Source organism: Pseudomonas brassicacearum (genome assembly GCF_003732265.1).
GTDB lineage: Bacteria > Pseudomonadota > Gammaproteobacteria > Pseudomonadales > Pseudomonadaceae > Aquipseudomonas > Aquipseudomonas brassicacearum_D.
Map to the genome: position 1 here is coordinate 1 of NZ_MOBK01000078.1, position 298 is coordinate 298.

Annotated in this window: 1 protein-coding gene; it reads left to right on the forward strand. The window is 62.1% G+C overall.

The window, feature by feature from the left end; genetic code table 11:
- On the forward strand, nucleotides 1-298 hold a 298-nt coding region (locus BK660_RS30120), incomplete at both ends, for a TrkA C-terminal domain-containing protein (protein WP_311202918.1).

Here is a 298-nt window from a genome sequence, read left to right on the forward strand (position 1 = left end):
GCGATCCCGGTGGATGTGCTGGTCAGCCCGGAACAAGTGGTGACCAACTACATCAAGCGCCTGATTCAGCATCCGGGCGCCTTGCAGGTGATCGACTTCGCCGAAGGCAAAGCGCAATTGGTCGCGGTGAAGGCATATTACGGCGGGCCGCTGGTGGGTCAGCAACTGCGGCAATTGCGCGAGCACATGCCGAATGTCGAAACCCGGGTCGCCGCGATTTTCCGCCGCGACCGGCCGATTCTGCCCCAGGGTGACACCGTCATCGAGGCCGACGACGAAGTGTTTTTCATCGCCGCCA